Consider the following 22,893-nt stretch of genomic DNA (forward strand, 5'->3'; position numbering starts at 1 on the left):
ACACATTAACTTCAGTTCTAATATTCACTTGAACTCTACGCTGCTTGATGTGAGGGTTTAGGTAGGTAAGCCATTAGATAACGGACCGCTACGTAGCTCACAACAATCGTTGCCACAATTAACTCAATATTGGCTAGCATTCGAACTTGCTGAATCGCACTCTCTGATATTCCGTGAGCGCCCATCCAAGCCACCAATTTGTACAAGGCTGTAGCACCAATAACCATAGGAAAGGTAAACGCCGCATAGCCTGGGCTAAATGGTAAGCGAAGCAATTTAATGAACGCCAAGTAGATAATCATCGTCATCAGTACCGCGATACCGAACAGTAGTGCAAGTATCACTGGTGAAGGCTCTGCTGCTACAGTTAGGTAGCCAGCAAGTGAGAGACTCGCAGGCGCTGCCATAATTGCTAATGTTGGTTTAGCTGCGTCTGGAATTTCATGAGTGAAAATCAAACGATAAATCATGGTAGGAAGCATCACTGCGTACACACCTAGGCCAAAGTACAAGGCACCGTTTGCTACCCATTGCAGATTTGGATTACCAGAGAACGCCACATCTGCAACCACAATACCAACAGGTGGTACAAACCAGCTTGGTACCATATGGTGTAATTCGAAATCACGACTGCGGTGATAAACAAAGCTTGCTAGGAACACGATATGTAAGCCTACAGCAACTAGCCAGATACCATCGCCAAGTCTAGGTAAAAACTGACCAACTGAGTGAGAAACCACCATAGTGGCCATTGCAAACGTAGGAACAACACTGCCTACAACAGGGTGTGCTAGGTCTTCTCTTAATAGGTGGTTATGAAATAAAAATTTGTAAGCCAAAATCACAAGCAATACACTCGCGATGGCCGCGCCCATCCACTGTGCGCCATGATGCAGTTCCAGTGCATTTTCCCAGCACCAGCCAAGACTCGCGATACCTAGAGCCAATCCTGCCATTGGTGTAGGTGCGCCTTTAACTCTGTAGTGTGCTTTTTTCACGGTCGCAATCATTATTAGCTGCCTCAATTAATGTGTTGCGCTTATTCTAACTCTGTCTTATGTTTAGGTATATCCATTAAAATTCAACCAACGTTCAGATTAACTAAACATGACTCCACATATCTCGCTTAAGCAACTTAAAGTCTTCGTAGCCGTCACCCAGCATCAAACGCTCACTGCTGCGTCGGAAACACTGTTTCTCTCAAAAGCGGCGGTGAGTATGTCGTTAAGTGAACTAGAAAAGCAAATCGGCCATGCTCTTTTTGATCGGGTAAATAACCGTTTGGTGATCAATCAAGAGGGTCAGAAATTACTCCCTCTCGCCGATGAACTGCTTAGTCGAAGTCGCGACATAGAATCTCTATTTAGCGATGAGCAAAGCTATCGCGGGCAATTACGCATTGGCGCTAGTGACACCGTTGGTAATCAATTAGCGCCGTTTTTATTGAGTGATTTTCGCCAGCAACACCAACATAAAGCGCAACAGTTGTTTATCTCCAATACCGCGTTGATCTGCCAAAAGCTCATCGATTATGAGTTGGATATCGGCTTGGTTGAAGGTAAAACGCTGCATCCCGAACTTAATAGCACTCAGTTTAGTGAAGACGAAATGTGTATCGTATCTTCGGTCAATCACCCACTAGCAAACGGCGGCATGAATGATTTAACCTTACTTGAAAACAGCGATTGGATATTGAGAGAACCTGGCTCCGGCACAAGAGAGTTTTTCTTAAGAACGGTTGCACCAAGAATAGAGGTATGGCACGAAGCATTCGAGCTGAATACCACAGAAGCGATCATTAACTGCGTATCGGCGGGATTAGGTCTCGCGTGTTTATCTAAACTTGCCGCACAAACCGCGATTAATGACGGTCGTATCAAACAACTTCCTGTTGCGCTGGATATGAAACGACGGTTCTGGGTATTAGTTCATAAAGAGAAATATCAGAGCCCGCTGCTTAAGAACTTTATCGATTTTTGTCAGGTGTGGGATAAAGCCTAGTCTTGCATGAATAGGAAATAGGCAATCAGTTCTCACTTTTGACCCGCCGACTGGACAAGCGGATCTCGCATCTGTATAAACAGACAGTATTACACGTTTCAAAATTAACATATTAGAGGATTAACCATGGCTGTAATCGTCAAGTACGTGGTGGAACGCAACGGAGAAGAAAAGATGACTTTTACCTCTAAAGCTGAAGCTGACGCTTATGACAAAATGTTGGATATGGCAGACGAGTTATTCTCACTGCTAGGCGAAAGTGAGCTCATTGAAGATGAAGCAAAACAGGAAGAGCTGTCCCTTTTCCTTGCTCAACGCAAAGAAGAAGTGCTTTATGCTCTGGGTGCTAAGCGTAAACCAACACCAAAGAAACCAAAAGTGGTTGAGCCTGTAGAAGAGGACGATAGCGAGGCTGCAGCGTAATTCGCTTACCTTAATTTCTCCCTTCTCATCAATAAACCAGCACCGACCAATCAGGTCCTGCTGGTTTTTTTGTCTCTAATAGCGACTATTTCTTATTAGACAAAACTATCGCTAAAAAGACAAAGGGTATCGTTTTACAGACTTTTGCCATTTTTGCCCTTTCATCACATCCTGTCACTCTATAAGATGATTGCCAACAAATTACACCAAGTCGCTGCAGTTTGGCGCGACTTTTGGACAATTCTATACATGGAGAACGAGAGTCATGGCAGCATTTTCAATTGCTTTCGGCAGCGCAACCAAAAACCGCGACGGTAAAATCATCGAAGCGTTTTTCCCACATCCACGTCTAAATCCAAGTGATGCACTGGTCTCAGCCATTGCTGAAGTAGCAGGTTACACAGACGGTAACCAAGCGATTGAAGTAACTGCAGAGCAAAGCGCCGCATTAGCGACAGCATTCGCCTCAAACGACGATGCACAAAACGCAGCTTTCGCTGAAAAAGCAGCAAACTCTTCTCAACCATTAGTTATCGTTATTCTTGCCACTGACGAGAAGCCACAATCTGTTGCAGAAGGCTTCCTGAAGCTACAACTGATTTCTAACCGCTTGGTTCAACCACACGGCACTGTGTTAGACGGCATCTTTGGTCTGCTTCATAACATCGCGTGGACTAACCAAGGTGCTATCGACCTTCCAGAGCTGGCTGACCGCCAAATCGAGGCTCGCCTTGCGGGCGAAACACTAACGGTTGATTGCGTCGATAAGTTCCCGAAAATGGTGGACTATGTGGTTCCAACTGGCGTTCGTATTGCCGACACTTCTCGTGTACGTCTTGGCGCACATGTTGGTGAAGGTACAACGGTTATGCATGAAGGCTTCATCAACTTTAACGCAGGCACGACAGGCGTTAGCATGGTTGAAGGCCGAATTTCTGCTGGCGTTGTCGTTGGTAACGGCTCTGATATTGGTGGTGGTGCATCTATCATGGGTACACTGTCAGGTGGCGGCACGGTTGTGGTATCTATCGGTGAGAACTCATTACTGGGCGCGAATGCTGGTCTAGGTTTCCCGCTTGGTGATCGCTGTACTGTTGAGTCTGGTCTGTATGTTACAGCGGGTTCTAAAGTACGTATGCTTGATGCTTCTGGTCAAGAAGTAGAAATCGTCAAAGCACGTGACCTTGCAGGTAAGCCAGACCTACTATTCCGTCGCAACTCTGTGACTGGTCAAATCGAATGTCTAACCAATAAGACTGCGGTTGAGCTAAACAGCGAGCTACACAGCAACAACTAGTCGGTAGTAATAGCCCGATGTTAAAGAAGAGCCTCAGCATAGTGCTGAGGCTCTTTTTATATATCCAAATCTTTATTGTCGATACTTACTGGGACTTGTTTGTTAATCAAATTGACTAACATAATAGAACGCGCTTCACCGTCAGCCTCTTGGAAGATGGCTTCAATGCCAGCAAACTGACCACCAATGACTCTAACGCACTCCCCTTTGTCAGGAAGGTCAGCGCAATCTGGCTCATCGCAATGAACAATAGATCTTAATTCAAAAATCAGATCACCATTGATCTCTTTAGGATGAGCGCCAAAACGAATGAAATCAACCACACCTCGTGTCGAGCGAACGGTAGTGAAAGAAGGCCCTACCTCATAATCAAACTTCACGAATACATAGGATGGAAAGAGCGGCTCTTTCACATTCTGTCGTTTGCCACGCAATATTTTTTCTACCGAGATCTCTGGGTAGTAGCACTCTAAGCCTTGATTTTCGAGATGCATTTTCGCGCGAGCTTGTTCTCCGCGCTTACAATAAAGCAAATACCAACGTTTCATTTTCACTGCATAATGTTTCTAATTACCTACATCGTATCACTAAATTTGCGGTCTTTCTCTAAAGTTCAATTAATGAATCGAATAGTAAAGAGGAATATTCCTAATAATTGCGAGTTAACAAAAAATGAAATGTTAGTTTGCAGCACATTTTTCTCGTACTATCCCTGAAAAATTTACTTACATTTCATCGTGTTAAACATTTCATTCACAATATCTATTAATTAATGCTATTGCAGTTATTAATTTGGTCATGTATACAAGTTGGCACATTATATTCTTTGATAACTAAAATTAGTAAAACTTATGACAGCACAGCACAACATCCTAGGCCACCCACGAGGCCTGTTTCTATTGTTCGGTACCGAACTATGGGAACGTTTTTCCTATTACGCAATGCGTGCCATCCTAGTTCTGTTCTTAACTGATGCTACTATGAATGGCGGTATGGGCTGGTCCACTAAAGATGCTCTAGATCTCTATGGTATCTATACTGGACTTGTTTACATCACTCCACTTATCGGTGGTTACATTGCCGATAACTTCCTTGGCCAACGCAAATCTATCATCATTGGTGGTGTATTGATGGCGGCAGGTCAATTTACTCTAGCTGCAGCGGCATCAGGCGAGCCTAATGCGCACTTATTTTATGGCGGTTTGGCACTTCTTATCGCTGGTAACGGTATGTTTAAGCCAAACATTTCAACCATGGTTGGTGACCTTTACGAAGAAGGCGACAACCGTCGTGATGGTGCCTTCACTATCTTCTATATGGGTATCAACTTAGGTGCACTACTAGCGGGTATCATAGTGGGCTCAGCAACGGATTCATTCGGTTGGTCAGCAGGTTTTGTGGTTGCTGGTATCGGTATGGTGCTCAGCTTAATCATGCAGCTTACTATGGCGAAATCTTGGTTAGGTGAAATCGGTAACGTGCCTGCGGCTGCTCGTGCAAAAGCACTGAACAACTCAAAAACAAAGGCGCCATTAACTAAAGAAGAGATCGATCGCCTTAAAGTTATCCTTATCATGGGTCTATTTGTTATCGTTTTCTGGGCTGGTTTTGAACAAGCCGGTGGCCTGATGAACATCTACACGCAGCAATATACAGACCGTATGATTGGTGACTTTGAAGTACCAGCAGCTTGGTTCCAATCGCTAAACCCGTTCTTCATTATTACTCTTGCTCCTGTTTTAGCGGCAGTTTGGGTGAAACTTGGTAAGCGTGAACCTAACTCTCCAGTTAAATTTGCTCTAGCACTATTCTTCCTAGCACTTGGCTTCCTTTGTATGGTTGGTGCGGTGATGGAGCAAGGCGGCGACACTGCAGTTAAAACCTCTATGCTTTGGTTAGTGGGTGCGTTCTTCTTCCACACACTAGGTGAGCTTTGCCTATCTCCGATCGGCCTATCACTTGTAACGAAATTAGCACCGCTTCGCCTCGCATCACTTATGATGGGTGCATGGTTCGGTTTCAATGCGATTGCAAACTATGTGGCTGGCCTTATTGGTTCACACGTTGGTGAACTAGGTGCAATGGCTATCTTTGGCGGCATTGCCGCAACGGCCGTCATTTGTGGTGTTATTTTACTCGTGTTCTCAAGTACCTTAGTAAAATGGATGCACGGTGCCGAGTCTAACGGTATTAGCAAGGCTCAAGAAGTAGAAGAGCAACAAGCACAACTCGCTTAATAAACCAATAAGCTTAAAAACTAAAAAGGGTCAGACATTCAATGTCTGACCCCTTTTTTAATTAAGACAAGCCATTAAGCAGACTGAACCAATTCAACCATCATGTCGATGTGTTCCTGCGAATCGTTAAGACAGCTAATATAACGATAACTTTCGCCACCCGCTTCGATGAAGGTTTCTTTCGCCTCCACCGCGATTTCTTCCAGTGTTTCTAAACAATCCACCGAGAATGCCGGTGTGATAATATCAAGCGATTTAATGCCTTTATCTGGCATTTGCTTTAACGTCTGTTCCGTATACGGTTGTAACCATTCCTCACGACCAAAAATGGACTGATAACTCATTCCTATTTGCGACGAATCTAGGCCTAACTCTTCACCCAGAAGCTTCGTCGTCGCTTCACAATGCAGAGGATAGACGTCACCGTTATCAGCGTAGCGTTTGGGAATACCATGATATGAGCACAGCAAGTAATCCGCTCTTCCGTGCTGCTCCCAATGTGCTCGTACTGAATTGGCTAGCGCTTTGATATAACGAGCGTTGTCATGATAGTCGCGCACCAATGAAATGCTCGGAAGCGTCGAGATAGATTTACAAGCCTTGGCAATACCATCAAATGCAGCGGCAGTCGTCGTCCCAGAGTACTGAGGATAAAGTGGCAGTACCACGACCTTATCAACCCCTTGATCTAGTAGTCTTGAGAGACCATCTTTAAGCGAAGGATTGCCATAGCTCATACCAAGTTCAACAGGCATATCCAGAGCTTGCGCCAGTTTGTCGGCTTGTTGACGGGAATACACCATTAGAGGTGAGCCCTGCTCCATCCATACTGATTGATACAGTTTAGCGACCTTAGGAGAACGAATAGGCAAGATTACCCCGTGCAAAATAGGGCACCAAAGCCAACGATTCATATCCACAACGCGGTGATCATGCAAGAATTCTTGTAAGAACGCTTTCACTCCTTTTGCTGTAGGTTCATCAGGCGTACCTAAGTTAACCAGCAAAACTCCCGTTTTTAGCGAACCGCTCATAGACTTCCTTTTAGTTGTTATTTGATTTCTAAACGAATTATATACTCTAGCTGAGCATCCATGGATCAAAAAAAACGACCTAAGAAGGTCGTTTTTTTACTTGATTCACAATTGTGAATTAAGACAGAGCTTTTTCGATATCTGCGCTTACGTCAGCAACTTGCTTAGTACCGTCAAATTTCAGGTACTTAGTGTTACCCGCTTCAGCTTCTTTACCGTAGTAAGCAATCAGCGGCGCAGTTTGATCGTGGTAAACGCCTAGACGAGCACGCACTGTCTCTTCTTTGTCGTCATCACGAACTACTAGGTCTTCACCTGTTACGTCGTCTTTACCTTCCACTTTAGGTGGGTTGTAAACAACGTGGTATGTACGACCAGATGCTAGGTGAGCACGACGACCCGCCATACGCTCAACAATCACATCATCAGCAACGTCAAACTCTATAACGTAGTCTACGTCTACACCCATCTCTTTCAGGCCATCAGCTTGAGGGATAGTGCGAGGGAAACCATCTAGTAAGAAACCTTTTTCACAGTCGTCTTGAGCAATACGCTCTTTGATTAGACCAAGAATGATATCGTCTGACACTAGTTGACCTGCATCGATAACCGCTTTGGCTTTCTTACCAAGCTCAGTGCCTGCTTTGATTGCTGCACGTAGCATGTCACCAGTAGAGATTTGAGGGATACCGTACTTCTCCATGATGAATTGAGCTTGTGTGCCTTTACCAGCACCTGGAGCACCTAAAAGAATGATGCGCATGATTTGTCCTCTTATACTTAAAAAGATTTTATACCGAAGCTCACAGCGAAAGGCTTCACCTTAGTGGCTGCTTTACGATAAGTTTCGGTATAAAGATGAATTCTGAATGTATAAACATTGCTCAACAAAGATCTGAATGTTTATGCGTGCGGCGCATTCTAACACAGAAATCTTTTGCTTGGCGCGAAATACGACTAAAGAATAGCCAACAAGCATCTAAAGTTCGCTAACTCTGTGTTAAACCACACTTTAAAATGAATGAGCCCAATAGTATTGGGCTCATTTTTATGCTTTAAGTCACAAAATAAATCTAAGGATATTAGACTTTAGACAAAAGCTTATTCACTGCACCTAGGAATTGAGATGGATCTGTCATAGAGCCACGCTCAGCCAGCATTGCTTGCCCTAGTAATACTTCAACCCAGCGACCAAACGCATCTTCATCCGCTTCGTCTGCCATGCGTTTAACCAGCTCATGCTCAGGGTTAATTTCAAAGATGTACTTAACTTCAGGCACTTCCTGACCAGCTGCTTCAAGCAACTTCGCCATCTGTGTGCCCATTTCGAAGTCATCGGTAACCACAACAGCTGGAGTAGTCGCAAGCTTGAACGTGGTGCGAACTTCCTTAACGCGATCACCTAGGTAAGCTTGAGTGCGCTCGACCACAGACTTAAACTCTTCCTCTGTCTCTTTTTGCTTCTCTTTTTCCGCTTCGTCTTCAAACTTACTTAAATCAAGACCCGACTTAGTAATAGACTGGAACTGCTTACCGTCAAACTCGGTTAGGTAGTTCATTAGCCATTCGTCAATGCGGTCATACATAAGAATAACTTCAATGCCTTTCGCTTTGAATTGCTCCAAGTGTGGGCTGTTTTTTGCCGCCGCGTAACTATCCGCAGTTAGGTAATAGATCTTGTCTTGTTCTTCTTTCATGCGCTCAACATAAGACGCAAGAGACACAGTTTGCTCAGCCGAATCCACCTCCGTCGACGCAAAACGAAGCAGGCCAGCGACCTTCTCCTTATTTGCCATGTCTTCCGCTGGGCCTTCTTTCAGTACTAGGCCAAACTCCTTCCAGAACGCTTGATATTTCTCTTCATCATTCTTAGCCATGCGTTCAAGCATAGTTAGCACGCGCTTGGTGCATGCGCCACGCAGTGACTGAGTTACTTTGTTGTCTTGAAGAATTTCACGCGAAACGTTAAGTGGTAGATCATTTGAATCAATTAGACCACGGACAAAACGCAAATAAGATGGCATGAACTGTTCTGCGTCATCCATAATAAATACACGTTGTACATACAGCTTAAGTCCGCTCTTATGATCGCGATTCATCATATCCCAAGGCGCTTTAGCTGGAATGTACAACAAGCTAGTGTAGTCATTCTTACCTTCTACGCGGTTGTGACTCCATAGCAGAGGGTCAGCAAAGTCATGAGACACATGCTTATAGAACTCTTGATACTCTTCATCGGTAATATCAGATTTGTTGCGAGTCCAAAGTGCTTGCGCTTTGTTGATCTGTTCCCACTTACCTTGTTCTGTCTCTTTACCTTCTTCATCACGCTCAAGCGTCCAAATAGATACTGGAATGCCGATGTGGTCTGAATATTTGCTGATCACATCACGAAGGCGCCATTCAGATAGGAACTCTTTGCCTTCTTCACGCATGTGAAGAATGATATCCGTACCACGTGTTTCTTTAGTAATATCTTCGATGGTGTAGTCGCCTTCACCGGCAGAGTGCCATTGCACCGCTTGGTCAGCTGCAGCACCCGCTGCGCGTGTGCGCACGGTCACCGCGTCTGCCACGATAAACGCTGAGTAGAAACCAACACCGAATTGACCGATAAGTTGTGAGTCTTTACTTTGCTCATCTGACAATTTAGCAAAGAACTCTTTTGTGCCTGATTTTGCAATGGTGCCTAAGTGTTCGATCACATCATCGCGCGTCATACCGATACCATTATCAGAAACGGTTAACGTGTTGCTGTCTGCATCAAACGACAACTTAACACCAAGGTCCGCATCACCTTGATATAAATCTGCGTTAGATAAAGCCTGAAAGCGCAGCTTATCCGCCGCATCGGACGCATTGGAGATTAACTCTCTTAGAAAGATCTCTTTGTTTGAATACAGAGAGTGAATCATTAAGTGAAGAAGTTGTTTTACCTCTGACTGAAAGCCACGGGTTTCTTTATTGTTAGTTTCAGCGGTGCTCATGCTATCTCCATTACACATTTAATACCGAGTTTTGACATTTTCTGGAACTCGCTATTGCTATGATTAATCTGCTAAAGAAATGAGGATGAAGATTGTAAATTCAAGGTCAAAAAACATAAAAATGCTGTTTTTTTGATTTGTTTTTATTATCCTACTGCTCCTGACTATAAAAAAATCCTAAAATCCTATAATTGGCTCTGCAATTATTCAGTGCCAAAATATCAGTATCTGTCGCGTTGCGGCACTAAAAAGAAGAATGCAATGAGTAACATAGGCACTAAGTTTATACTCGGTCAAAAGTACATTTTTGACCCTAATAGCAACTCTTTAGTCGATCAAACCAATAACGATGAAGTAGTCCGTCTTGGTAGTAATGAAAGTCGCATTTTACTTCTACTCGCTGAAAGACCGAACGAAGTCGTGACCCGTAACGACCTTCATGAATTTGTTTGGAGAGATCAAGGCTTTGAAGTCGATGACTCAAGCTTGACTCAAGCTATCTCTACACTTCGTAAGATGCTGAAGGATCCAACAAAATCACCGCAATTTGTTAAGACGGTGCCTAAACGTGGCTATCAACTTATATCTAGTGTTGAGCGCTCTGTACCTGTCGCTTCATCAGAAGCCATAAATGAAGCTCCTGTTGTTGACCTTGCCAAAGAACTGCAAGAGCCAAGTGCTGCGTCAGCGACTCCTTACTCAGAGCCAGTCATCCCACCGGCCCCAAAAGAGAAAACGCCGCCAACCGTTTGGGCAATGGTCGTAGTGGCAATTTTGCTACCTATTCTTGTACTTATGGCAACCAATCCAGCACAGTCTAGCTTTAAAGAGCTTGGTATGGTGGAAAGCGTGAAGATTGTGACGCCTGAAAACCACCCTGATGTCTCTAGCTGGCAACCAAAGATTGAGCAATGTGTTGCTAAGTATATTGAAACACATACTGACGACATGCTGCCTCTAGAGGTGATTGTAACAGGCGATCAGAGTGATCAAATTGCCCTTAACTTTATTCATAGCGTCGAATTCTCTGGTGAAAATAGCACAATGCGTATTTTTACTGAGCAATCAGACCTAAGCAAAGTGTGCAAGTAAGGAGTGTCCTGATGAAAATGAAATACGCTGCTATTTTACTTGCGCTATCTACTGCTCTAAGTGCTTGGCTTTACTGGGGAAGTGATTTAAAAATCGAGCAAGTTCTAACCTCCAATGAATGGCAATCCAACATGGTGGGTATCATTGCTGCTCGTGACTATCCGGATACAGATATCGGACCGTTAAGCCGTTTAGAAATGTCGGCTAATGTAAAGTATTTGCCGGGTGGTGAATATATCCGTGAATCTTCAATGCGCTTATACGGTAGTGATCCAGAAAAACACACCTTGATTAAGATTTCTGAGAAAGGCGCTTGGGCCATCAGTGACAACTACTTACTGATTTCACCTCGAGAGTTCAAAGACACTGCGACGGCACAATCGGATGAGTTTACTCATGAGCAACTTGCGATGATTAAGCAGTTCCTAAAAATGGAAGCTCAGCAGAGTCGCCGTATTGATATTGTTAACGAAAAAACACTATTGCTGACCAGTTTAAACCAAGGTTCATCCATCTTATTTTCTAACTAAGTTAGATGTTAAATATTATAAAGGAGGCGATTGCCTCCTTTGTTTTTGTAGCAAAAAAGTTTACGCCCATAAAAAAACCAGAGCCAGGCTCTGGTTTTTTTGTTTGCCACCCAACACGACGCTTAGCCTAGTAGGCTCAATGCTGCGTTTGGCGCTTGTTTCGCTTGTGCCAAAATCGAACTTGAAGCTTGCGATAGAATTTGGTTCTTCGTCATCGCTGTCGTCTCTTTCGCGAAGTCCGTGTCTTTGATACGGCTCTTCGACGCGTTCACATTCTCATTGATGTTGTCTAGGTTGTTGATAGCGTGGTTGAAGCGGTTTTGGAAAGCACCAAGCTCTGCACGGTGACTATCCACATACTTCATCGCTGAGTCCAGAATCGCAACGGACTCCTGAGCGCCACCTACTGACGTGACATCAATATCGTTAACTGTTGCTGCTGCCGCTGCACCTGACATGTCTAGCTCACCTGAACCCGCTAGCGTACCACCGAAGCTTAATGATGCGCTGTCGATGTCTTTATTGTTGCTGGCGAATACTTGTAGAGCGCCATCTTCATCTACAGACGCTTGCACTAGGTCAGTTTGACCATTGATGTACGTCGCTAGCTGCTCAATGTCGTCGCCTTGTTTCGCGTTAATCGTCAGCGTTGTCATCGCGTTACCCGCGCTGTCGTTCATGTCGATTGTCAGTGTTGAGCTTGCTGCCACTGACCAATCTTTATCTTTTGCGTTTGCTGCTTGGTAAACCGAGCCACCCATGCCGCTGTTGTCTGAGCGCATATCTTTCAGGCTTAGCATCACCGCTTCACCATTATTTGAACCGATTTGGAATGACTGAGTACCGTAAGTACCGTTCAGTAGACGGTTACCACCAAATGCTGTGGTTTCAGCGACGCGGTTTAGTTCGTTGTTCAGTGCCGTCACTTCTTCTTGAATCGCCACACGCTCTGCTTTTGAGTTTGAGCCGTTTGCCGATTGCAGTGATAGGTCACGCATACGTTGCAGGATGTTCGTTGTCTCATTCATCGCGCCTTCAGCAGTTTGAGCGATAGAGATACCATCGTTCGCGTTGCGCACTGCCACATCAAGACCACGGCTTTGAACGTTCAAACGGTTCGAAATTTGTAGACCCGCTGCGTCGTCTTTCGCACTGTTGATTTTATGACCTGAAGACAAACGCTCCATTGATGTTGCTTGCGCTTGACTTGCATTGTTTAAGTAACGCTGAGCCGTCATCGCTGAAACGTTAGTATTTACATTCACTGCCATGTTGTTTCTCCAATTGATTTTCCGGTGTAGCGGTTTCCGACGTCTCGGAAAACCAAGTAGTTCTCTCAAAGTTACTATCTTTATCGTCTTCAAAAAGAAAGACTTGAGAAGTTTATTTATGGAAAACCACTTTTTTTATGGCGTTGGGCATGATTTGTGATAAGAAACATAAAAAGTGAAGTTTTGCAGGAAAAAGAGCTAAAGTTATCTGCCAAGCCGTCGTACGACCTATTTTGCGATTAGCTCTGCAAAAGAGTAAGTGCTAGGTTGGGTGTCTGTTTTGCTTGAGCCAAAATCGTAGTGCTAACCTGTTGAAGGATTTGTTGCTTTAACATTTCAGTCGTTTCTTTCGCGTAGTCAGTATCTTTAATGCGGCTGTTCGAAGACGATAAGTTCTCTTCCATATTTGCCAGATTATTAATGGTATGACCTAGCCTATTTTGATAAGCCCCTAGCTCAGCCCGATGACCATCCACATACTTTAAAGCTTGATCGATTACAGACACCGACATTTGCGCACCGCCTACTCCTTCGATAGACAAATTATCCACCGTCACAATACCCTGTGTCGCAATATCTAAAGCTTGAGCAAAGTTCCCTGAAAATGTAACGCTACTGGTGACTTGCTGGGAGTCAGCGAACAATTGTAACTGCCCCTGCTCGTTTACTGAGGCTGACATCGTATCCGTTTGCCCGTTAATGTAAGTCGCAACCTGTTCAATATCATCGCCAACTTTAAGCTCTATCGTGTCAGTCTGAGTTCTACCTTGAGCATCTTGATAACTGAAACTCAAGCTGCGATTACTTGAATCCACCTGCCACGATTCAGAAACGCTATTATTGGCACGATAAGCAACTCCGCCCATTTCCAATTGGTCAGAACGCATATTTTTTAGTTCAACCTGAATGGCCTCTCCTGCCTGGGCACCTATTTGAAACGTGGTCTTACCAAAGCTTCCATTGAGCAATCTTTTACCACCGAACGAGGTGGTTTCTGCGATTCGATTTAGCTCATCATTGAGGGCAGAAAACTCTTCTTGTAGCGCCTTTCGCTCTTGAGCCGAGTTGGAACCATTGGCTGATTGCAGCGAGAGGTCTCGCATTCGTTGTAGGATTGCCGTGGTTTCATTCATCGCGCCTTCTGCGGTTTGCATGATGGAAATACCATCATTTGCATTACGCTGCGCTACACCTAGGCCACTGATTTGAGCTTCTAATCGATTAGAAATTTGCAGGCCCGCTACATCGTCCTTAGCACTATTAATGCGATAGCCAGACGACAGACGCTCTAACGACTGATTCAACGCCTGAGACGCTTTATTCAGTTGATTTTGGGCCATCATTGCACTGACATTGGTATTAACAGTAATCGACATACAAGTTCCGAAAACAAAAGGGTTACTTTGATATCGACTAAATGAGAAAAAACTGAAGGGGAAAAAGATAGTGAGAAGGTTCCTAGTACAAACGCCTAGGAACCAAGATATGGATTATGCTGCGATATTTAGTGAGGCAAGCATCTCTTGCGACGGCGCAAAGAAATACGCCCCTGTGACCGCTTTGGTAAAGCGTAACAACTGGTCAGTTTTACCATCAGTTGCACCGTACATACTTTCAAGCATCGCATCGAAGTTATGTACCGTATGACAATAAGCAATGAACAGTAAGCCATGAGCGCCACTTACCGTACCATACGGCAAGCTGTGACGAACAATTTTAAGTCCTTTGCCTTCCTCTTTGATGTCTACACGCCCTACGTGAGATGCAGCAGGAACATCATCCAGCTCTATAGAATCAGGCTTGGTACGACCGATTACTTTCTCTTGTGCTGCAACATTAAGGCGGTTCCACGCAGGCAGATTATGTTCAAAACGTTGCACCATTACGTAACTTCCAGAGGCAAACTCACCATCAGCAACTAATGCGACTTCACCACGCTGATCACCTTTCGGGTTTTCAGTGCCATCAATAAAGTCCGTCATATCACGAGCATCCATAAAGCGATAGCCGTAGGTCTCATCCACAACAGTTACGTCCTCAGCAATCTGACCCATGAGTTTACGCAACACATAAAAATGCAGATCATGACGCTTAGAGTGACAATGCACTAATACATCTACTTCAGTCGATGGGGCGTGAATATCACCTTCACCTAGTTCTGGGAACGCTTTCAGCTCTGGCGGCATCGCCTGTTCAAACTGTGTCCAGAATGAGTGAGAGAACGCCACTGATGACGTCAGTTCAGCACCAGGTTGAGACTCATTAAGCTCTTTTACTAACTGTGGTAATGCTTGCAGTGCACTTAGCACTTGCTGAGGGTTTTGATTCACTTTTAACTGCATGTACAACGCAAATGGTTCAGCATCAGGCGTTATCGCACTTTGTGGTAATGACATTGATCTTTCCTCTGTTTTTGCACAGTGTATTTTTAACTAGTTACTCGTAGTATGACCTTGATCAGTAACTGTATTGATTTTTCTTGGCATCGCTAAGCAATCTATCACATAGCGACTATTTACCAAATAAATAGCAAACCAGCACAGCAGTACCAGAGTCATCGCGTTGGTCCAGGTAAACTGCCAGTGCTGTAAGCTGACTAAGTAGACAGTATGTCCTAGCTGCATTAGCACCACGAGAATAGAAGTGCCTCTTAAATAGCTAACAGAGCGATTGATTTTGTCTGTATCCGCTTTACGCAATCCCATTAGCCACATTCCTACAACAATCGGTAGCCCCATGGCCAATCCGAGGTAAAGCATAGTGTGGTTTGGGTAAACATACTCGAGAATTTGACTTCCATCTTGGCGACTCGCACCAGCAACAATAAATACCACCCAGGCACGTGTCAGGAACGCCCACCCTAACCAGAGCCAAACTGGCGCTTTGAGGATTCCGTGCTGGTCATATTGTTCTATGCCATAGCGCATAATACGTCTCAAATTCTAACTAATATCAAACTATATGGTGTTAATGGCGCAATGATTCAAGTTCAAACTCTTGGTTATGATAAAATGCAGCAAATTTTGAGTTAGGATGAGTATGAAAACCAACAAAAGTGCGCCTTCTGTAGAAACGCAGCAAGAAGCGATGCGCATAGCGAAATCAACCCAAAAGCCTGGTCAAACAAAAGAACAGACTAAATTGATCGCTCAAGGAATTGAAAAAGGCATCGCGCAATTTAAAAAACAGCAGAAAGAGAAAAAACGTCAGGCAGATAAAGCGCTAAAAAAACAGAAAAGAGATAAGCAGCAACGTGAGCACGTTGAAGCAGGCAATCAAACACAAGATGTTCAAGTTCAAGAAGTAGGCTCTACGCGTTTACCTTGGATGTTATTGGTATTCAGCTGGATAGGTTTTATCGCTTATGTTGCTCTTAACTAAACGCGGTCTCGGTGCTCTAACTGCACTGATTGTGTTGCAAGGCTGCTCAACACCAAGCAATCAACTTTCGTCAACACAAGCTGAGCGCGTTGAGGTAAGACTGGATGCCACTATGGATGTCTCATCTTGCGTTTGGAAAGGCGACATCACTGGTTCAGAAGGACGCTGGTATAGCTCGATTTTTTATGGCAATGATGCACTGGCCCGTGGCGCAATGAATGACATAAAGAATCATGCAAGTGAGTTGGAAGCAGATACTGTACTTTTGCTATCCCCTCTCGACTTTCAAACGTCGGTAACCTTGATAGGTAGCGCATACCGCTGTAAAAAATAAAGCCAGAGTCTTCACTCTGGCCTCATTTATCATCCATATGCACACGGCTGATACTTAATTCACACTCAACAACGATCTGCTGTTTAAACGCCAAGAGTCGACTCGATGTCATTCTGGCGTTCAATCACCCATTGGCTGTCGAATGGTCCCCAGTCAGATAACTGGTAATAACCATCATTGTGTCTACGCCCATCTTGAACAAACATGAGCTCAATGCCGATACCAGGTAGCGCCTTGATTACATCTTGAATTGTTCGGCGAGGCCACCCCGTTTTTTCGATAAGTTTTGGCACATTCGGTCTCTCGATGCTCTCAACAAGCAATGCGAGATAGAGACGACGTGCAAAAACAGGACTCAGTTCCATTGACACCTCCTATTTATGTGCATTTCCAATATATTGGATTTCAACAAGATGGTGTTGCGCTTGATCAATTTCTCGATAATCCGCGCGATATCAACAATTCAGATTTTGTAACTTTTCATCAATATCGGTCAATTTAGCTGGCTTTTCTGTTGTTTTTGCGCCATCTGTTCAGAGCAAGCAGATCAGAACAAGTGTGATAAAGAACAAGTTTTTGTTTATAAGGAGAGTTCTTGATAGGATGCTTGAAAACAAAATTGCCGAGTCGGCAAGTCAAATATAGAAAGGAAGTCATTATGTCGATCACCATGTTTGGGATCCCTAACTGCGACACAATTAAAAAAGCTAAAAAGTGGCTCGAAGCTAATGACGTGGAGTACACATTTCACGACTATCGTAAGACTGGCATTTCAGAGCAAATGGTTCGCGAGTTTTGTGATGCTCTAGGTTGGGAACAAGTACTAAACAAACGCGGCACGACGTACCGCCAGCTTTCACAAGAGCAAAAAGACACACTTAATGAAGACTCAGCGATTTCACTTCTTGTTGAGCACCCTGCCATGATTAAACGTCCTATTATCGATATTGACGGCAGCAAACACATCGGCTTCAAAGCTGATCAATACCAACAAATTTTCAACGCATAATTCGAATTAACGATAAGTACAAGGATCATCAAGGATGACAGACAGCCCCGTATTGGCACTCGCAAAAGATTTAATTAGTCGCGAATCAGTAACACCGGAAGATGCAGATTGCCAAAAGGTAATGATTGAACGCCTAGAAAAACTCGGCTTTGAGATCGAAGTGATGGTGTTTGAAGACACCACCAACTTTTGGGCTCGCAAAGGAAGTGAAGCGCCACTATTTGCCTTTGCAGGCCATACCGATGTTGTACCAGCCGGACCAAGAGAGCAATGGCATACCCCACCATTTGAACCAACGATCATTGATGGTCATCTTCATGGACGTGGTGCAGCAGATATGAAAGGCTCGCTAGCCTGTATGATTGTTGCGGTAGAACGATTTATTGAACAGAACCCAAACCACAAGGGCTCCATTGCTTTCTTGATCACCTCTGATGAAGAAGGCCCATTTATTAATGGAACAACCCGAGTGGTCGATACCTTGATGGAGCGTAACGAGCTGATCGACATGTGTATTGTAGGAGAACCTTCAAGTACGCTAGCGGTTGGCGATGTGGTTAAAAATGGCCGTCGTGGTTCTATCACTGGTGATTTGAAAGTAAAAGGCATACAAGGTCATGTTGCTTACCCTCACCTAGCAAACAACCCAGTGCATCAAGCGCTTCCTGCATTAGCAGAGCTTGCAGCAACAAAATGGGATGAAGGTAACGACTTCTTTCCTCCGACCAGCTTCCAGATCCCTAATCTACATTCTGGCACCGGTGCAACTAATGTGATTCCTGGTGAACTCGATGTGCAGTTCAACTTCCGTTTCAGTACTGAACTGACCGACGAAGACATCAAACAACGCGTACATTCGACACTAGACCTTCATGGGTTAGATTACGAGTTAAAATGGACGTTAAGCGGTCATCCGTTCTTGACGGATAAAGGTAATTTACTGGACGCGGTAGTTGATGCAGTGGAAGAGGTCAACCATAAGAAACCTGAGCTTCTAACGACAGGCGGTACATCCGACGGCCGCTTCATTGCACGCATGGGCACTCAAGTAGTAGAGCTTGGTCCTGTTAACGCAACCATTCACAAGGTAAACGAATGTGTAAACATTGCTGATCTTGAAAAGCTCACCGATATGTACGAGAAAACTCTTTTTAACCTTTTGAGTAAATAGATATGGATAGAAAGCAGCTTGTTGGTCAAAGTGAATGTGAGTTGGTTCCACTTCAAGTTGGAAACAAAGTGTTTCTTGTGCATCAGCAAGTTAGGCAAGATTTGCACGCTCTGATTCAAGCTGCTTCATCCGATGGATTTCAACTGTATATCGCCAGTGGATTTCGAAGTTTCGAGCGTCAACTTGGTATTTGGAACAACAAAATGTCAGGGGGTAAGCCAATTCTAGACGATGATAGCCACCCCATGGATACTGCCTCATTGTCTGATGAGCAAAAGGTTCGAGCAATTTTGCGTTGGAGTGCTTTGCCCGGTGCAAGTCGCCACCACTGGGGTACCGATTTTGATATCTATGCAGGTAACTTGTTACCTGTTGACACTTCTCTCGCCTTAGAGCCTTGGGAATATACACAAGGTCATCAAGTACCCTTCTATCAATGGCTAAAAAACAATGCTGGTCAGTATGGTTTCCGTTTTCCTTATCAGCAAGATCGTGGCGGAGTAGCCTTTGAACCCTGGCATATAAGCCACCATGCCACGGCAGAACAATGTCTTAGCCAACTTTCCATCACATTGCTTCAAGAAACTTTAGAGCAATCAGAGATTTTGGGACAACGTGCCATACTTTCTCAACTTGATTACATCTACAATCAATATATAACAAATATACAACGTTGAGAGTGAAGTATGATCGAATGGCTATTTAACCCGTGGGTTATCATTATTGTTGTTGTAGCCGTTGTTATTGGCAACATTGCAGCACTGAAACACACCGCCAATATGAAGTTCAACCAAGAAGATAACGTCCGTTCACGTAAACATGAACTCGACCGCCTCAATGAGTTAGATAAACAAAAATATGGCGATGATGACAAAGACATAAAAAAAGGACCTTAACGGTCCTTTTTTGTTTTAGTCTTTCTTAATCACTGTCGATATTAACGGCTCTAGAGAGCGGAGTAAGTTCTCTGCTACTGGCTTACCATCTTTATCCGTGACATTAATCGACGTACGGTTTCCCAAGTCACCGAATAGGAAGGTGTAGTCGCCCGGCTCTAGATCGATTGGCTTCAAGCCAACATCATTCCAAAACGCATCATCCGGTGCAGCGTATTTGGCTTTTGCAGTACCTTGAGACTGGTTGCGCTCTTCAATGGTGAAGCCCATCTTCGGCAGCAGCTCTGGGATCTCTTGCCACATTACATTATACGGTGTGCGTGCAATGATGACTGGCAAACCGCTTCTGTCCGTACCCATGCTAATCGGGATAGATTTGACCAACTCTTGAGCTCGAAGAGCAGCTTCTTCACGAAGGTCTCTGTCATAGCGAGCAGTGACCAGATTTGTCATCAATGTGTTGTAACGCTCTTCGTTAACACGAGTTACTGGCTTATCTTTTCCACCCTCACGCCAATCGATAAGCTTCATTTTGAAACCATAACGATTGTTTGCTTCGAAACGGCTTATCTCGTAACGGCTACCAATCTCAACGTCTTCATCTTCAGAGACCCAAGACACCCAGTCGGTTTCGATAAAGTCATCGGTTTCTTTTCGTGCCTTGACATTGATTTCAGCCAGCATGGTCTTGACCGTTGACCATACTTTATCCATCTCATCTTTTTGTAGCAGCCACAGTGTTACGTCGGAGCCTTGTCTTTCTACTCGAGCACCAGGGATAAGCTCTAAAACTTGTTGAGGCGGACGAATATCAACCTCGCGGCCAATGCCACCCGAGTAATCCCCTTTAGGAATTTCATAATTGGGATAGAACTGAGGCGTGGCATCTTCCGGTAGTGTCCAACTTTCTAGCGGTGGCGCATCTAGGTAGTTAAAGTCATCTTTTGCTTCGCGACGAGTGTTAGGGTCACTCGAACAAGCGGCTAAAACAATAACAGCTAACGACGATACCGCTAGCTGACGAGAAAATTTCATTGATACTCCCTTAATAAGAGGAGCGATAGTTCACTCCTCTTAATGTTCTATTAGTAAATACAAGCTTCTGTTAGAGCTTGAGCAACAATAGGTTTCGCTTGCTCGGATAGTTCAACAAGAGGTAAACGTAAATCTCCGTTGTCAATCAAACCCATTTTATGCGCAGCCCACTTCACAGGGATCGGACTAGATTCTACAAACAGATTTTTATGCAAAGGCATAAGGCGTTGATTGATGATTTCAGCTTCTTCGAATTTACCTTCTAGAGCCAGCTTCATCATTTTTGCCATGTCCGCCGCTGCAATGTTGTTCGTTACGGAAATCACACCAGTGCCGCCTTGCTTGATGAAATCAAGCCCTGTCGAATCATCACCACTTAGTAAGATAAAATCTTCGCCACAAAGTTCACGATGAATTTGAACTCGTGATAAATCACCTGTCGCATCTTTAAGTGCAACGATGTTTGAAATCTCAGATAAACGTGCAACCGTCTCTGGTAGTAGATCAACACCAGTACGACCCGGTACGTTGTACAAGATTTGTGGAATGTCTGTCTCTTCGGAAATAGCTTTATAGTGCTGATACATGCCTTCTTGCGTTGGCTTGTTGTAATATGGTGTCACACTCAGACAGCCCGCAATACCAACATTATTAAATAAGCGGCTAAATGTAATAGCTTCATGCGTCGCGTTTGCACCTGTACCAGCAATAATTGGTAAACGACCTTCAGCAAACTCAACCGTCTTCGCGACGACCTTGACATGTTCTTCAACAGTTAGTGTTGCAGACTCACCTGTTGTACCGACAGCAACAATACCGTCTGTACCAGCTTCAATATGATACTCAACTAGCTTTCGTAAGCTAACGAAGTCCACTTCGCCGTCTGGAGTGAATGGGGTTAATAAGGCAACAATACTTCCTGAAAACATGGTGATCTCCCTAAATTGATACTACTTGCATGGTACTGTAATGCTATTGATAAACACAAGAGATTAAAAACGATCCCCGCAAGAAGTGAATGAATAATTATCAGATTTCAGATATGAGGCACGTATAAGGTGCGCTATTACTATTTCGAGGTGTCATCAACAGGTCAATTTTCTGACTGATAAACTTATTCCCCTTAAATTTGTCGGTATTCGGTTACATCTATCACAAGAGCTTTACCGAGAGCTGTGCTACCATATCATCAAATAGGGACTTTAGAGTGACACCATGAATCAGTATTTAGTGATTACCGCCGTTGGTACTGACCGCCCAGGGATTTGTAATGAAGTCGTACATCTGGTCGCACAAGCCGGGTGTAACATCATCGATAGTCGTATTGCCATGTTTGGTAATGAGTTTACTCTCATCATGCTAATATCCGGCACCCCAAGTTACATCACAAGAGTTGAGACCACATTGCCACTTTTAGGGCAAGAACATGATCTCATTACGATGATGAAACGTACATCCAAACACGACGCCTTACCGAATCAATATACTGTTGAAGTGTTTATTGAATCAGAAGACCGCGTTGGACTAACTGAACAATTTACCCAGTTTTTCGCCGATAAACAGATCGGTCTAGCTTCATTAAGCGCGCAAACTATTGTCAAAGAGCGTGCGGGCACAGAAGTCGATCAATTCCAGATCGCTCTAACAGCTAATGTCGAAGAAAATTGTAATTTGATGCAGTTACAAGAAGAGTTCGACTCTTTATGTCACCGCTTATCAGTAAAAGGCTCGCTGAACTTCATCAGCGGTAGTAAATAAAATAATAACACCATTCAGCTTCAAAGGAATTTCAATGAACACGTTGACTGCGGGCGCACCAGCTCCAAACTTTTCTTTGCTCGACCAAGACGGCAACACCGTCACGCTACAAGATTTCAAAGGTAAGAAAGTCCTGTTTTACTTTTACCCTAAAGCTATGACACCGGGTTGCACCGTGCAAGCTCAGGGACTACGTGACGTTAAAGCCGAGCTTGACGCTCACAACGTTGTGGTATTGGGTGTCAGTATTGACCCAGTAAAACGTCTAGGTAAATTTATTGAGCGTGATGAACTTAACTTTACGCTTCTCTCAGATGAAGACCATGCCGTTGCAGACCAATTCGGTGTTTGGGGCGAGAAGAAGTTTACCCTTGGAAATTTTTCATGACAAAAAACCTTGATATATTTTTATGACAAACCTATCTTTGATATGTGGG

At 44.1% G+C, this 22,893-nt stretch carries 25 protein-coding genes and 1 pseudogene; 14 read left to right on the forward strand and 12 right to left on the reverse strand.

The window, feature by feature from the left end; translation table 11 throughout:
- Nucleotides 1-35: 35 nt before the first annotated feature.
- Nucleotides 36-1,010 (reverse strand): TDT family transporter, encoded by a 975-nt coding sequence (locus VME0621_RS09470; protein ID WP_062458138.1) that lies wholly within the window; start codon nucleotides 1,008-1,010, stop codon nucleotides 36-38.
- A 97-nt stretch (nucleotides 1,011-1,107) separates the two neighbouring features.
- Here VME0621_RS09470 and VME0621_RS09475 point away from each other — a divergent pair, with 97 nt between their 5' ends.
- From VME0621_RS09475 to dapD, 3 genes are all read left to right on the forward strand, one after another.
- Complete coding sequence (locus tag VME0621_RS09475; RefSeq protein ID WP_038229212.1) at nucleotides 1,108-2,001, forward strand: LysR family transcriptional regulator; 894 nt, start codon at nucleotides 1,108-1,110, stop codon at nucleotides 1,999-2,001.
- Nucleotides 2,002-2,127: 126 nt separating this feature from the next.
- Nucleotides 2,128-2,424, forward strand: coding sequence for a YebG family protein (locus VME0621_RS09480; RefSeq protein WP_006071091.1), 297 nt, complete (start codon nucleotides 2,128-2,130; stop codon nucleotides 2,422-2,424).
- Nucleotides 2,425-2,689: 265 nt separating this feature from the next.
- Nucleotides 2,690-3,721: a 2,3,4,5-tetrahydropyridine-2,6-dicarboxylate N-succinyltransferase gene (gene dapD / locus VME0621_RS09485; RefSeq protein ID WP_038229211.1), complete on the forward strand. Its 1,032-nt coding sequence runs from the start codon at nucleotides 2,690-2,692 to the stop codon at nucleotides 3,719-3,721.
- Nucleotides 3,722-3,777: 56 nt separating this feature from the next.
- On the opposite strand, the gene rfaH is transcribed toward dapD, so the two are convergent.
- Nucleotides 3,778-4,269, reverse strand: a complete 492-nt coding sequence (gene rfaH / locus VME0621_RS09490) for a transcription/translation regulatory transformer protein RfaH (protein ID WP_038229209.1) — start codon at nucleotides 4,267-4,269, stop codon at nucleotides 3,778-3,780.
- A gap of 303 nt (nucleotides 4,270-4,572) precedes the next feature.
- On the opposite strand from rfaH, the gene VME0621_RS09495 reads away from it, so the two are divergent.
- Entirely contained in the window at nucleotides 4,573-5,958 is a 1,386-nt protein-coding gene (locus VME0621_RS09495; protein WP_038229208.1) for a peptide MFS transporter, read from the forward strand.
- 74 nt (nucleotides 5,959-6,032) lie between these two features.
- On the opposite strand, the gene hemH is transcribed toward VME0621_RS09495, so the two are convergent.
- The 3 genes from hemH to htpG form a co-directional block, all read right to left on the reverse strand.
- Entirely contained in the window at nucleotides 6,033-6,992 is a 960-nt protein-coding gene (gene hemH, locus VME0621_RS09500; protein ID WP_062458142.1) for a ferrochelatase, read from the reverse strand.
- Between the two features lie 118 nt (nucleotides 6,993-7,110).
- On the reverse strand, nucleotides 7,111-7,755 hold the full coding sequence (gene adk / locus VME0621_RS09505) for an adenylate kinase (protein WP_006071083.1): 645 nt from the start codon (nucleotides 7,753-7,755) through the stop codon (nucleotides 7,111-7,113).
- A 319-nt stretch (nucleotides 7,756-8,074) separates the two neighbouring features.
- Entirely contained in the window at nucleotides 8,075-9,979 is a 1,905-nt protein-coding gene (htpG, locus tag VME0621_RS09510) for a molecular chaperone HtpG (protein WP_062458145.1), read from the reverse strand.
- Between the two features lie 261 nt (nucleotides 9,980-10,240).
- Here htpG and VME0621_RS09515 point away from each other — a divergent pair, with 261 nt between their 5' ends.
- Complete coding sequence (locus VME0621_RS09515; RefSeq protein ID WP_038229205.1) at nucleotides 10,241-11,071, forward strand: winged helix-turn-helix domain-containing protein; 831 nt, start codon at nucleotides 10,241-10,243, stop codon at nucleotides 11,069-11,071.
- Between the two features lie 11 nt (nucleotides 11,072-11,082).
- Nucleotides 11,083-11,601, forward strand: coding sequence for a regulatory protein ToxS (locus VME0621_RS09520; protein WP_038229203.1), 519 nt, complete (start codon nucleotides 11,083-11,085; stop codon nucleotides 11,599-11,601).
- A gap of 122 nt (nucleotides 11,602-11,723) precedes the next feature.
- Here the strand turns inward: VME0621_RS09520 and VME0621_RS09525 are convergent, their stop codons facing one another.
- The 4 genes from VME0621_RS09525 to VME0621_RS09540 all read right to left on the reverse strand — a co-directional run bounded on the left by VME0621_RS09525 (nucleotide 11,724) and on the right by VME0621_RS09540 (nucleotide 15,799).
- Nucleotides 11,724-12,872 (reverse strand): flagellin, encoded by a 1,149-nt coding sequence (locus tag VME0621_RS09525; protein ID WP_062457967.1) that lies wholly within the window; start codon nucleotides 12,870-12,872, stop codon nucleotides 11,724-11,726.
- A 239-nt stretch (nucleotides 12,873-13,111) separates the two neighbouring features.
- Nucleotides 13,112-14,248 (reverse strand): flagellin, encoded by a 1,137-nt coding sequence (locus VME0621_RS09530; protein WP_062458150.1) that lies wholly within the window; start codon nucleotides 14,246-14,248, stop codon nucleotides 13,112-13,114.
- A 114-nt stretch (nucleotides 14,249-14,362) separates the two neighbouring features.
- Nucleotides 14,363-15,268 carry a Dyp-type peroxidase gene (locus VME0621_RS09535; protein WP_038227832.1) on the reverse strand — a complete coding sequence of 302 codons (906 nt, stop codon included), beginning with the start codon at nucleotides 15,266-15,268 and terminating at the stop codon, nucleotides 14,363-14,365.
- Nucleotides 15,269-15,304: 36 nt separating this feature from the next.
- Nucleotides 15,305-15,799 carry a DUF2919 domain-containing protein gene (locus VME0621_RS09540; RefSeq protein ID WP_062458153.1) on the reverse strand — a complete coding sequence of 165 codons (495 nt, stop codon included), beginning with the start codon at nucleotides 15,797-15,799 and terminating at the stop codon, nucleotides 15,305-15,307.
- Between the two features lie 112 nt (nucleotides 15,800-15,911).
- On the opposite strand from VME0621_RS09540, the gene VME0621_RS09545 reads away from it, so the two are divergent.
- Nucleotides 15,912-16,253 carry a DUF2956 domain-containing protein gene (locus VME0621_RS09545; protein ID WP_038227834.1) on the forward strand — a complete coding sequence of 114 codons (342 nt, stop codon included), beginning with the start codon at nucleotides 15,912-15,914 and terminating at the stop codon, nucleotides 16,251-16,253.
- Nucleotides 16,237-16,587, forward strand: a complete 351-nt coding sequence (locus VME0621_RS09550) for a DUF4156 domain-containing protein (RefSeq protein WP_038227835.1) — start codon at nucleotides 16,237-16,239, stop codon at nucleotides 16,585-16,587. The genes VME0621_RS09545 and VME0621_RS09550 overlap by 17 nt, the downstream gene beginning before the upstream one ends.
- An 83-nt stretch (nucleotides 16,588-16,670) precedes the next feature.
- Here the strand turns inward: VME0621_RS09550 and VME0621_RS09555 are convergent, their stop codons facing one another.
- Complete coding sequence (locus tag VME0621_RS09555; RefSeq protein WP_006071066.1) at nucleotides 16,671-16,952, reverse strand: winged helix-turn-helix domain-containing protein; 282 nt, start codon at nucleotides 16,950-16,952, stop codon at nucleotides 16,671-16,673.
- A 293-nt stretch (nucleotides 16,953-17,245) separates the two neighbouring features.
- On the opposite strand from VME0621_RS09555, the gene VME0621_RS09560 reads away from it, so the two are divergent.
- The 4 genes from VME0621_RS09560 to VME0621_RS09575 are packed head-to-tail and all read left to right on the forward strand — an operon-like array spanning nucleotide 17,246 to nucleotide 19,663.
- The gene (locus tag VME0621_RS09560) at nucleotides 17,246-17,596 is read left to right on the forward strand and encodes an ArsC family reductase (protein ID WP_062458156.1); all 351 of its coding nucleotides are present in this window, start codon (nucleotides 17,246-17,248) and stop codon (nucleotides 17,594-17,596) included.
- A 34-nt stretch (nucleotides 17,597-17,630) separates the two neighbouring features.
- Nucleotides 17,631-18,767, forward strand: a complete 1,137-nt coding sequence (gene dapE / locus VME0621_RS09565) for a succinyl-diaminopimelate desuccinylase (RefSeq protein WP_062458158.1) — start codon at nucleotides 17,631-17,633, stop codon at nucleotides 18,765-18,767.
- Between the two features lie 2 nt (nucleotides 18,768-18,769).
- The gene (locus VME0621_RS09570; RefSeq protein ID WP_062458161.1) at nucleotides 18,770-19,444 is read left to right on the forward strand and encodes a M15 family metallopeptidase; all 675 of its coding nucleotides are present in this window, start codon (nucleotides 18,770-18,772) and stop codon (nucleotides 19,442-19,444) included.
- A gap of 9 nt (nucleotides 19,445-19,453) precedes the next feature.
- On the forward strand, nucleotides 19,454-19,663 hold the full coding sequence (locus VME0621_RS09575; protein ID WP_038227839.1) for a DUF2897 family protein: 210 nt from the start codon (nucleotides 19,454-19,456) through the stop codon (nucleotides 19,661-19,663).
- Between the two features lie 15 nt (nucleotides 19,664-19,678).
- Here the strand turns inward: VME0621_RS09575 and bamC are convergent, their stop codons facing one another.
- Nucleotides 19,679-20,698, reverse strand: coding sequence for an outer membrane protein assembly factor BamC (bamC, locus tag VME0621_RS09580; RefSeq protein WP_038227840.1), 1,020 nt, complete (start codon nucleotides 20,696-20,698; stop codon nucleotides 19,679-19,681).
- Nucleotides 20,699-20,748: 50 nt separating this feature from the next.
- Entirely contained in the window at nucleotides 20,749-21,627 is an 879-nt protein-coding gene (gene dapA, locus VME0621_RS09585; protein WP_038227841.1) for a 4-hydroxy-tetrahydrodipicolinate synthase, read from the reverse strand.
- Between the two features lie 286 nt (nucleotides 21,628-21,913).
- On the opposite strand from dapA, the gene VME0621_RS09590 reads away from it, so the two are divergent.
- Together VME0621_RS09590 and bcp are read left to right on the forward strand one after the other, a co-directional pair.
- On the forward strand, nucleotides 21,914-22,456 hold the full coding sequence (locus tag VME0621_RS09590) for a glycine cleavage system transcriptional repressor (protein ID WP_038227842.1): 543 nt from the start codon (nucleotides 21,914-21,916) through the stop codon (nucleotides 22,454-22,456).
- Nucleotides 22,457-22,490: 34 nt separating this feature from the next.
- Nucleotides 22,491-22,823: pseudogene (bcp, locus tag VME0621_RS09595) on the forward strand (thioredoxin-dependent thiol peroxidase); the annotation flags it as partial.
- Nucleotides 22,824-22,893 lie beyond the last annotated feature (70 nt).

This window comes from Vibrio mediterranei (genome assembly GCF_900088415.1).
Taxonomy (GTDB): Bacteria; Pseudomonadota; Gammaproteobacteria; order Enterobacterales; family Vibrionaceae; genus Vibrio; species Vibrio mediterranei.

Bases quoted from the DNA above. Each gene is read 5' to 3' on its own strand.
- VME0621_RS09555 (WP_006071066.1), bottom strand. From the start codon at position 16,952: ATGGAACTGAGTCCTGTTTTTGCACGTCGTCTCTATCTCGCATTGCTT.
- VME0621_RS09525 (WP_062457967.1), bottom strand. From the start codon at position 12,872: ATGGCAGTGAATGTAAATACTAACGTTTCAGCGATGACGGCTCAGCGT.
- VME0621_RS09475 (WP_038229212.1), top strand. From the start codon at position 1,108: ATGACTCCACATATCTCGCTTAAGCAACTTAAAGTCTTCGTAGCCGTC.
- VME0621_RS09545 (WP_038227834.1), top strand. From the start codon at position 15,912: ATGAAAACCAACAAAAGTGCGCCTTCTGTAGAAACGCAGCAAGAAGCG.
- rfaH (WP_038229209.1), bottom strand. From the start codon at position 4,269: ATGAAACGTTGGTATTTGCTTTATTGTAAGCGCGGAGAACAAGCTCGC.
- htpG (WP_062458145.1), bottom strand. From the start codon at position 9,979: ATGAGCACCGCTGAAACTAACAATAAAGAAACCCGTGGCTTTCAGTCA.
- VME0621_RS09570 (WP_062458161.1), top strand. From the start codon at position 18,770: ATGGATAGAAAGCAGCTTGTTGGTCAAAGTGAATGTGAGTTGGTTCCA.
- VME0621_RS09535 (WP_038227832.1), bottom strand. From the start codon at position 15,268: ATGTCATTACCACAAAGTGCGATAACGCCTGATGCTGAACCATTTGCG.
- bamC (WP_038227840.1), bottom strand. From the start codon at position 20,698: ATGAAATTTTCTCGTCAGCTAGCGGTATCGTCGTTAGCTGTTATTGTT.
- adk (WP_006071083.1), bottom strand. From the start codon at position 7,755: ATGCGCATCATTCTTTTAGGTGCTCCAGGTGCTGGTAAAGGCACACAA.
- VME0621_RS09560 (WP_062458156.1), top strand. From the start codon at position 17,246: ATGTCGATCACCATGTTTGGGATCCCTAACTGCGACACAATTAAAAAA.
- VME0621_RS09495 (WP_038229208.1), top strand. From the start codon at position 4,573: ATGACAGCACAGCACAACATCCTAGGCCACCCACGAGGCCTGTTTCTA.
- dapD (WP_038229211.1), top strand. From the start codon at position 2,690: ATGGCAGCATTTTCAATTGCTTTCGGCAGCGCAACCAAAAACCGCGAC.
- VME0621_RS09530 (WP_062458150.1), bottom strand. From the start codon at position 14,248: ATGTCGATTACTGTTAATACCAATGTCAGTGCAATGATGGCCCAAAAT.
- VME0621_RS09550 (WP_038227835.1), top strand. From the start codon at position 16,237: ATGTTGCTCTTAACTAAACGCGGTCTCGGTGCTCTAACTGCACTGATT.
- VME0621_RS09590 (WP_038227842.1), top strand. From the start codon at position 21,914: ATGAATCAGTATTTAGTGATTACCGCCGTTGGTACTGACCGCCCAGGG.
- VME0621_RS09520 (WP_038229203.1), top strand. From the start codon at position 11,083: ATGAAAATGAAATACGCTGCTATTTTACTTGCGCTATCTACTGCTCTA.
- dapE (WP_062458158.1), top strand. From the start codon at position 17,631: ATGACAGACAGCCCCGTATTGGCACTCGCAAAAGATTTAATTAGTCGC.
- VME0621_RS09515 (WP_038229205.1), top strand. From the start codon at position 10,241: ATGAGTAACATAGGCACTAAGTTTATACTCGGTCAAAAGTACATTTTT.
- hemH (WP_062458142.1), bottom strand. From the start codon at position 6,992: ATGAGCGGTTCGCTAAAAACGGGAGTTTTGCTGGTTAACTTAGGTACG.
- dapA (WP_038227841.1), bottom strand. From the start codon at position 21,627: ATGTTTTCAGGAAGTATTGTTGCCTTATTAACCCCATTCACTCCAGAC.
- VME0621_RS09470 (WP_062458138.1), bottom strand. From the start codon at position 1,010: ATGATTGCGACCGTGAAAAAAGCACACTACAGAGTTAAAGGCGCACCT.
- VME0621_RS09575 (WP_038227839.1), top strand. From the start codon at position 19,454: ATGATCGAATGGCTATTTAACCCGTGGGTTATCATTATTGTTGTTGTA.
- VME0621_RS09480 (WP_006071091.1), top strand. From the start codon at position 2,128: ATGGCTGTAATCGTCAAGTACGTGGTGGAACGCAACGGAGAAGAAAAG.
- VME0621_RS09540 (WP_062458153.1), bottom strand. From the start codon at position 15,799: ATGCGCTATGGCATAGAACAATATGACCAGCACGGAATCCTCAAAGCG.